The sequence below is a fragment of the Actinoalloteichus spitiensis RMV-1378 genome (assembly GCF_000239155.1).
In the GTDB taxonomy this organism is placed as follows: Bacteria; Actinomycetota; Actinomycetes; order Mycobacteriales; family Pseudonocardiaceae; genus Actinoalloteichus_B; species Actinoalloteichus_B spitiensis.
In genome coordinates this window covers 1-8,191 of record NZ_AGVX02000284.1, presented here as the reverse complement: position 1 = coordinate 8,191, position 8,191 = coordinate 1, and the positions used below count along the sequence as shown (strand labels likewise).

General features: G+C 72.5%; 6 protein-coding genes. 1 reads left to right on the top strand and 5 read right to left on the bottom strand.

The annotated features are described in order from the left end of the window. Positions 1-46: 46 nt before the first annotated feature. From ACTIDRAF_RS0213290 to ACTIDRAF_RS0213270, 5 genes are all read right to left on the bottom strand, one after another. On the bottom strand, positions 47-1,390 hold the full coding sequence (locus tag ACTIDRAF_RS0213290; RefSeq protein ID WP_016699224.1) for an MFS transporter: 1,344 nt from the start codon (positions 1,388-1,390) through the stop codon (positions 47-49). A gap of 1,226 nt (positions 1,391-2,616) precedes the next feature. Beyond that, a complete protein-coding gene (locus tag ACTIDRAF_RS0213285; protein ID WP_016699223.1) occupies positions 2,617-3,684 on the bottom strand; it encodes a serine hydrolase domain-containing protein in 1,068 nt (355 codons plus the stop codon). 98 nt (positions 3,685-3,782) lie between these two features. Next, complete coding sequence (locus tag ACTIDRAF_RS0213280) at positions 3,783-4,730, bottom strand: DUF6895 family protein (RefSeq protein ID WP_016699222.1); 948 nt, start codon at positions 4,728-4,730, stop codon at positions 3,783-3,785. Beyond that, complete coding sequence (locus ACTIDRAF_RS0213275; RefSeq protein WP_157163016.1) at positions 4,727-5,449, bottom strand: hypothetical protein; 723 nt, start codon at positions 5,447-5,449, stop codon at positions 4,727-4,729. The genes ACTIDRAF_RS0213280 and ACTIDRAF_RS0213275 overlap by 4 nt, the downstream gene beginning before the upstream one ends. Positions 5,450-5,488: 39 nt before the next feature. Beyond that, the gene (locus tag ACTIDRAF_RS0213270) at positions 5,489-5,680 is read right to left on the bottom strand and encodes a hypothetical protein (protein ID WP_016699220.1); all 192 of its coding nucleotides are present in this window, start codon (positions 5,678-5,680) and stop codon (positions 5,489-5,491) included. Positions 5,681-6,344: 664 nt separating this feature from the next. Between ACTIDRAF_RS0213270 and ACTIDRAF_RS0213260 the strand changes: the two genes are divergently transcribed. Beyond that, positions 6,345-8,191: DUF2207 domain-containing protein (locus tag ACTIDRAF_RS0213260; protein ID WP_016699219.1), on the top strand; the 1,847-nt coding region annotated here is incomplete at its 3' end.

The following is an 8,191-nucleotide window of genomic DNA, read 5'->3' as shown; positions in this document are numbered from 1 at the left end:
CCTCCGGTGGGTTCGGCCCCGTCACTCGGGGTGTCCCGCGGGTGGGTCAGGCGGGCGCCGGCACGGGCTCGGCGTCCCGCGCGGGAGCCGGGCGCAGGTCCCAGCGACGCTGCCGGAGGCGGACGGGCACCTGCTCGCCGCGCTCCTCGGCCTCGAACACCTGGGCCCTGGCCCGCCGCCACCAGACGACGGTGCGGAAACCGCCGAGCAGCAGGAGCGCGACCGCGCCGAGCAGCGCCACCCGGTAGGCCTCGTTGCCGGGCAGGTGACCGACCACGTCGAGGAGCAGACCGATGATCAGGGAGCCGATCGCGGTCGCGGAGTGCCCGCCGACGTTGGCGACACCGGTCGCGGTTCCGACCTGGGCCATGGGGTTGTAGTCGCGGACCAGGGCGAAGGCCACCGAGGAGACCGGGCCCCCCGAAGCGAACACCACGAAGGCCACGGCGGCGAGCAGCACCGGCGGGCGACCACCGGGCCAGGCCGAGAGCACCGCCAACAGGCCCACCGAGCTGGCGAGGTAGGTGATGACGATTCCCATCCGGGAGGCGGGCCGCCGGCCGATGACCGCGCCGACCATGGGTCCGCCCAGCACGCCGGTGAGGACGAGGGTGGCGACCAGGACGCTCGCGGTGCCGGGCTCCACCCCGACACCGTCGACGAGGTACGAGTAGCCCCAGAGGAGCCCGAGCACGCCCGGCAGCATCCCGGTGGAGAAGTGCACCCAGAAGGCCAGCCTGGTCCCCGCCACCTTCCACGCGCTGGGGACCTGCCGGAGCACGTTCTGCGACGCGACGTGCGTCGGCTGCTGCCCGGCCGGGGTGTTGCGCACGCCCAGGGACACGGCGGCGGTGTAGGCCAGGGTCGCGGCGCCCACGACCATGAAGGTGAGCGTCCATCCGGCGCTGCCCAGTGCCATCGACAGCGGAACGGTGGCGATGACCCCGCCGAGCGCACCGAGCGCGCTGGAGACGGACACGACCATCGCGTAGCTGCGCGCGGCGAAGTGGGACGCGACCAGGCGCAGGAGGCTCACCCAGGTCAGCGCGTCACCGACGCCCACGACGACACGGGCGCCCAACGCGACCGGGTAGGAGGAAGCCAACGCGAAGAGCACCTGGCCGAGGCCGAGGAGCACCGTGGCGGCGATGAGGACACGTTTGGCGCCGAACTTGTCGACCAGGACCCCGGTGGGTACCTGCATCGCGGCGTAGACGCCGAGCTGGAGAACGGTGAAGACGGCGAGCGCGGCCGAGCCCACGGCGAACCGCTCGCCCGCGAGCGGGCCGGCGACGGAAAGGGAGCCCCGGTGGAACACGGCGGCCAGGTAGACGATGACGGCGGCGGTCCAGATGACCCATGCCTGCCGCGAGGTGCGGTCCGCAGCCAACTGACAGAACCTCCGGTGTTGGTGAACGGCGATAGCGGACGGTGGCGAGCACCTGGGCGCCCGTCACGGGAGCGCACGACAACCGACCGTGGACGTGGTCCCGGTCGGCACGCGCGCTGGTCACGTGCTGGTGGAACGGAAATGGGGTGGCCGCCTGTCGGCGGGCCGGCCGGAATGCGGCGACGGTGCTCACCGGCTCGAGGAGTACGCGGCGATGCGCTCCAGATCGTGCGCACCGGAACACCCGTCAACCACGGCGTCGAGCGAACTATTCCGGCTGGCCCGGAAATCCCGCCCCAGGTGGGCCAGCACACACGCGGGCGTGAGGCCACGGGTGGCCGCGGGTTCCGCGAGCCGTCGGGGATTTCCGGTTCGTGGAGCCTGGTCGGTTCGTGACCGCCGTGGTCAGCTACCCGGGTGACCGCCTGCTTCGTGGTCTCCGGCTCGCACGATGGGGGAATCGCGCCGCACGTCCCCACTATTACAGCCGCGCACGGTGAGGAACCCCTAGTGCGGGGCCGCGATGGCGCACCACTGGCGGGTGCTCGCCCTGCCGACGCCGAGCCAGCCCCGTGACCTGGGCTGATGCGGACGGGCGTGGCGGTTGGGCCGTTGGAGCAGTGACGCATTCCACGTCGCTCACCGGTCCGGGAGACTACGGACAGCGCACCGAGGGGGTCTCCTGGGCGGTGGGCCACCGGCGACGCGGCTGGCTTCGCCGGCCCGGGCCGGGCCGGGCGACCGTTCCGGAGGGCGCCGTAATGGAACGGGCGGTGTGGTCGATAGCACAGGTGCCGGGGCCGGCATCAACGCTGACTCGTGGTGACCGCGCCCCGGCACGTCCGCTCCGCCCGCGCGGCGCGGGAGGAGGACTGTCCGGCGCTCCGGGCGCAGGGCACGGCCACGGGCCGTCCGGCCTCGGTTGGCTGCTTCTCCCCCACCCCCTTGGTGTTGGGGAGGGCGGGGCGCGCGGTCGCTCCCCGACGGGCCGCTCGGGCGACCTCGACGCCGGCTCGGACTGGACCTGGCGAGGATGAGGTAGCCAACTTGGAGGGGCGGCTGGCCCCGAGGTCCACCCTGCGCTACGCCTGGCCAGCGACGTCGTGCCGGCCGCCCCCTCCCCGGGCGGGGGGCGGGCCCGGCGTGGCGAGGTGCACCCCGTCCTCCTGTCGGGGCTTCCGGGTCGGGGAACACCACCGCTCCGGCGCGGTGACCGGCTTCACAGCTCAGGGCCGCCCCACTGCCACCCAGTCATCGACCAGCGACCGCAGCAGGTGGTACGCGGCCCGGGTGAGCGGTGCCCTGAACACCGCGCCGGTGTTGGCCACGGCGACCACTCCGACGCCCGCGGCGGGAGCGAAGGAGACGAAACTGGTGAACCCCCAGGTCACACCGCTGTGCAGCAGCACGGCGACGCCGTCGGGTGTGATTCGACGGTGCCAGGCGAGGCACGTCTGCTGGGGTGCGTCCAGATCGGCTCGGGGCCGTTGGACGTCCCGCAACGCCCAGGACAACGAGGGGTGACCCGGGGGGACGGCCTCCTCGGGGCGCAGGTGCGCCCGCACGTAGCGGGCGAGCTGGACCACACTGCCCGCGAGGACCCCGGCTCCGGCGAGCGCCGACATGCGCCACGGTGGGGTGCGGCGGCGCCCGTGGTACCCGGTGGCGCGGTGGACCTCTCCGCCGGGCGGGGTGAGCCCCAGGGGCTGACCGACGCACAGGTCGACGGCGGTCGCGTAGTCGCTGCCGAGAGCACGCCCCAGGGCGTGCCCGAGCAGCCCGTACCCCAGGTTGGAGTAGCGCACCCTGGTCCCGGGCCGTTCCCTGGGGGTGGTGGCGCGCACCGCCCGGTAGAGCGCTTCCGCGTCGTAGTGGGCGTAGGGGTTGCGCAGGCCGCCGCGCAGCAGTGCGCCCGCGAGGTTGCGGGGTAGCCGGGGCAGGCCGGCGGTGTGCGTGGCGAGCTGCTGCAGCGTCGGAACCGGGTGCCGGGCCGGGGGCAGCGCCCGGTAGGGCAGGTACCTGCTCACCGGGTCGTCGTAGTGGACGATCCCCTCGGCCACCATGCGAGCCAGGGTCAGCGCGGTGACGGTCTTGGTCACCGAACCCCATTCGAAGTGGGTGTCGGCGGTGACGGGTTCCCTCACCGACCGGTCCGGGGCGCCCAGGCCGACGGCCAGGCCGCCGGTGGCCGTCACCAGGCCCACCACCGCGCCTGTTGCCTTGGCGGCGCTGGCCGCGTGGCGCAACGCGTGCCGGAGCGCGTCCGCGTTCAGCCAGGGGGCTGCCCGCGTCAACTGGTTCTCCTCGGATGGCGCGGCGGGGGAAACCGGGTCGCGCCGGCGGGGAGCGGCGTCCGACCATCCAGCGTCCTGCTCGGTGGGCCGGGGGGAGGTCATCCGCCAACGGTTTCGCGGGTGTCGGTGGCGCCGGTCAGGGTCGCGATGCCCCGGGAAACCAGCAGGGTCCCTGCGACGGCGGCCACCACCGTGGGGTGGTAGTAGTTCCGGAACGCGTCCTCGGTGTCCTCGGGGGGCGCCTCGCTGCCGAAGGGCATCAGCCCGTCCTCGTTCTGCGCGGTGGCGTAGGCGATCCAGGTGTCGGCCGGGAACTCGGGGTCGGGCAGGCAGAGGTCCACCATGAGGAGTTCGCCCACCAGGTCCCACTGTTGGGCCTCCCGGTAGACGTCCAGCCAGACGGGGAGCCAGCGGCGCAGGTAGTCGACCATCCGGCGGGGAAGCCGCTCGGGTTGACCGGCCCAGTCACTGAGGTGGAAGACGGTGTGGGTCATCGCGTAGGCGGTGGCGAAGTCCAGTGCCCAGGGTTCGGAGGCGTTGCCCAGCCAGGTGCGGGCGACCAGCTCGGCTTCGTCGGCGTGGGGTTCCAGGCCGATCAGCCTGGCCGAGTTGGTGAGTGCCAGCTGGCGGTTGGGGAGCAGCTCGCGGGCGTGGGCGGCCCGCAGTCGCCCCAGGTGGGCGAGGAGGACCTCGAGTTCCGGGTGCCGGTAACCGGCCCGGGTGAACATCGCGTAGATCTCCATCGGGTAGGTCTCGACCGGCATCGCCAGTTGCAGCTCGTGGAGGAACGACCCGTTCCCGAGCGCGTTCCAGGCGTAGTCCATCAGTACTGGCGATATCTGGGCCTGCCTGCTCCCGGTGGCGCCTTCGCGGACGGCGATCGACCCGGCCAACGCGAATTCCGCCAGCGGTTTGACGTGGCGGTTGGTGTTGACGTCCAGGACGGGGACGTCGGGAGGGAAGGCGAACAGGTGGGCCGCGCCGTCCAACCACTCCAGGGCGCTCGTACCGACGTGGTGGCCGATGGAGAGCAGCGCGTCCCTCATGAGCGTCCGACCTCCAGCAGGTGTTGGGCGACGGCCACCTCGAGTTGGGTGCGTGGATCGCGGGCCGCGAGCAGGTCGACGTGTTCCAGCAGACCGGCGAGCCCGAGTTCGGGTGGGACGTCGGGTTGCAGCGCGAGCCACCGGGCGAGCCGGGCTGCCGTGTAGGGGTCTCCGCGCAGCAGTGCCCGCGCGGCCCCCCGCGCCAGGTCCTCGGTGCGCCTGCTGGCGGCCAGGTGGACCGGCGTCACCCAACCCGGCAGGGCCATGGTGGAGACCTGCGCCATGAACACGGACCACGGCTGCCACGGGGTGCCGTCGTTGGGGGCGAGTTCGTCGGCGGACCGGGGGTAGGCGGTGCCCTTCCCCGCCCCGGTGAGCTCGGTGAGGACCTCCTCCAGGAACCAGTGGCGGAGCCGGCGGACCACGGAGGTGGTGACGCGGGTGCTGTCGGAGGGGAAGACCGTGACCACCTCGTCGAAGACGGCCAAGTCGTCCGCGAGCACCGGGCGGTTGCGGACCAGGAACGGGGTGAGCGCGTCGACCCCCAGGACCCGCAGCGCCGCCAGTTCCGCCCTGCGGTCGGGGAGGAGGCCGACGTGGTCACTGATCCGGTACGTGTCGTCCGCGCCCCGGAAGGCGCGGACGACACTGGCGGCGAGGGCGTCCACCGCCGTCGTGTAACTGAGCCTGGGCGGTGGATCCGCGTCAAGGCGCGACACCTCGAGCTCCCTTCCCCTCGCCAGAACCGGTTGGTCGTCTCAGCGGCGGGGCCGCTTGGGCTCGGGCGGTTCTCCCGTGGAGAGCACGACCGCCAGCAGCAGGTCGGAGGGCTCCCGGTAGAGGGGCGGGGTGCCCTCCGGCTTCTCCTGGACCTCCTCGAGGTCCGCGACGAGCTCCAACTCGTTCGGCGGGGCGATTTCCAGGGACCGTGCCGCTCGCTCAGTTCTCATGGTCACTCCTCAACCTCTCGAAGAAATGATGTTCGCGGATTTCCGCTGTTCCACACATCATCGTTGTCCGCCGGGAGTAGCGCGAACTATTCCCACGGTAGTGAGAGAAGAAGATCCAGGAAAGAATTCCGGGAAATACTCGACAATGGGGTGACGTGGGAGGACTTGATCGTTCAGGCACGAATGCGATCACTGGTGATCGTCCCGGGGAAGGCGACCCCACGGGTGTCTGCCCCTCCCGCCGCGCCTGACCTCCTCCTTTCCCGGCGGCGGGCAGGCGGCGTCCGGGCCGGACCACCCCGCGTCACCGGCGAGAACGGCCCCGCCCACCGGTGACGCGGGGTGGTCCGCGGGCGGCACCCACACGGGGGGCGGGCTCCGGGATTCCGGGTGGTGTTCGCTCTCCGCGACGGACACGTCAAGCCCGGATAGGGTGACAGCTCCCAGAACCGGCGTCCGGGCGCGGCGGGCGGGGAGGGTCGCGGGGGCAGGGCGTGCCCGGGCCGGGTCCACCGGGGTGCCCCGTCCGAACCGGCGGGTCGGCCCAGCACCCCACTTCCGGCCAGCACACGGTGCGTCACGGCCGGGCAGCCGTGCGTCGACCATCCGCCCGAGTTTCCCCGTCGGGAGTATTCGGAGGGTGACCGCCATCCATACTGGGGCCATGCTGCGCAGGTTCTCCTCTCTTCTCGCGGTCCTCGGCTTCCTGCTGTTGGTCGCTCCGCAGGCCGCCGTGGCGTCGTCGACGGCGGGCGACGTCCGGGAACGGATCGTCGATCTGGCCATCGAGGCGGAGGTGACCGAGGACGGCGCCGTGCGGGTCGTGGAGACGATCGAGTACAGCTTCGGCATGTACAGCCGGCGGGGGATCTTCCGCCACATCCCGGTGTCGTACCCCGTCGAGCGGGCCGACGGGAGCGTCGACGACCTCAAGGAGCGGTACATCGAGGTCGTGGGCGTGAGCGCGACGATGGACGGCGCCCCCGTGGAGACCGCCATCAACCCGGAGGGCGCCGACAACGACGGCTCCGCCGACGTCATCCGCCTCGGTGACCCGAACTCCCAGGTCACCGGGACCCACACCTACGAGATCTCCTACGAGATGCGGGGTCTGCTCAACGCCCCCGAAGGGCAACCGGAGCTGTTCTGGAACGCCTTCGGGGACCAGTGGGAGGTGCCGGTCGACTCGGTGTCGGTCGCGGTCACCGCCCCGGGCCCGATCAGCCGGGTGCGCTGCGCGGCCGGCGACCCCGCCCAACCCGACGTGGACTGCCCGGTCGCGGCGGCCGACGGTGATACCGCCCGCTTCGAGGCCGGGCCTCTCGGGCCGCGCAACGCGGTCACGGTGGTGGTGGCGCTTCCGGACACGGTGACGGTTCCGCCGGCGATGGAACGCACCCGCCAAACCCCCGCCGCTCTCGTGATGTCCAACCTGACCCGACCCGGTGAGGGCGCCGGGATCGGTTCGGGGTGGGTGTTCGGTGGCGCGGCGGTCGTGCTGGGTGGAGCCGGCGCGCTGCTGGCCAGGACCCTGCGGCGCGGTCGCGACTCCTACTTCGTGGGGCAGACCCCGGGCCTGGCGCCGGCCGAGGGACAGCAGGCCCGGGAAGCCGTCCGGGGGCTCGGGCAACGTGACGAGGTCGCGGTCCGCTTCACCCCGCCGGATGACATCCCACCCGCGTTGTGCGGGGCGATCCTCAAGGAGAACGCTGACACCGCCGAGGTGACGGCCACCGTCACGGACCTGGCGGTGCGCGGGTACCTGCGGGTCGAGGAGAAGGGCTCCGACCACGTCCTGGTACGGCTGCGGAGGGCCGACGCGGAACTCACCGACTTCGAGGGCCTGATCCTCAACGGCCTGTTCTCCGGGGCGCGCGACGGCCGCCGAACGATGAAGTCCCTCTCCGGCAAGTTCCACCAGACCCAGAGCTCGGCCAGGCAGCGGATCCTGGACCAGACGACCCGTCGCGGGTGGTACAAGCACCGCCCTGACCGGGTCCGGGACGGTTACCGGATGGGTGGGCTGGCGGTCGCCGCGGGCGCGGCGCTCGCCACCTGGTTCCTGTTGGTGCCCGTCGACCTGGGTCTGCTGGGGCTCCCGGTCGTCCTGGCGGGTCTGGCGATGGCGGTGCTCGCCGGTCGGATGCCGGCGCGCACCGCGCTCGGCTCCACGGCGTTGGCGCAGACCCGGGACTTCCGGCGGTACCTGGAGGTGGCCGAGGCGGACCAGATCAGCGAGGAGGAGCGGCAGACGATCTTCAACCGCTACCTGCCCTACGCCCAGGTGTTCGGGCTGGCCGAGGTGTGGACGAAGAAGTTCGCGGCGGTGGGCGCGGCCGAGCCGGACGGCTGGTACCGGGGACGTCCCGGGAGAGCTGGCTTCTACCCCGCGTACCAGGGCTTCCACCGGTCGATGCGGACCACCCTGCCCGCGGTTCCCCGGTCGAAGGGCAACACCGGCGGGTTCGGCGGTGGTCGCAGCGGGTTCCGGGGCGGGAGCATCGGCGGTCG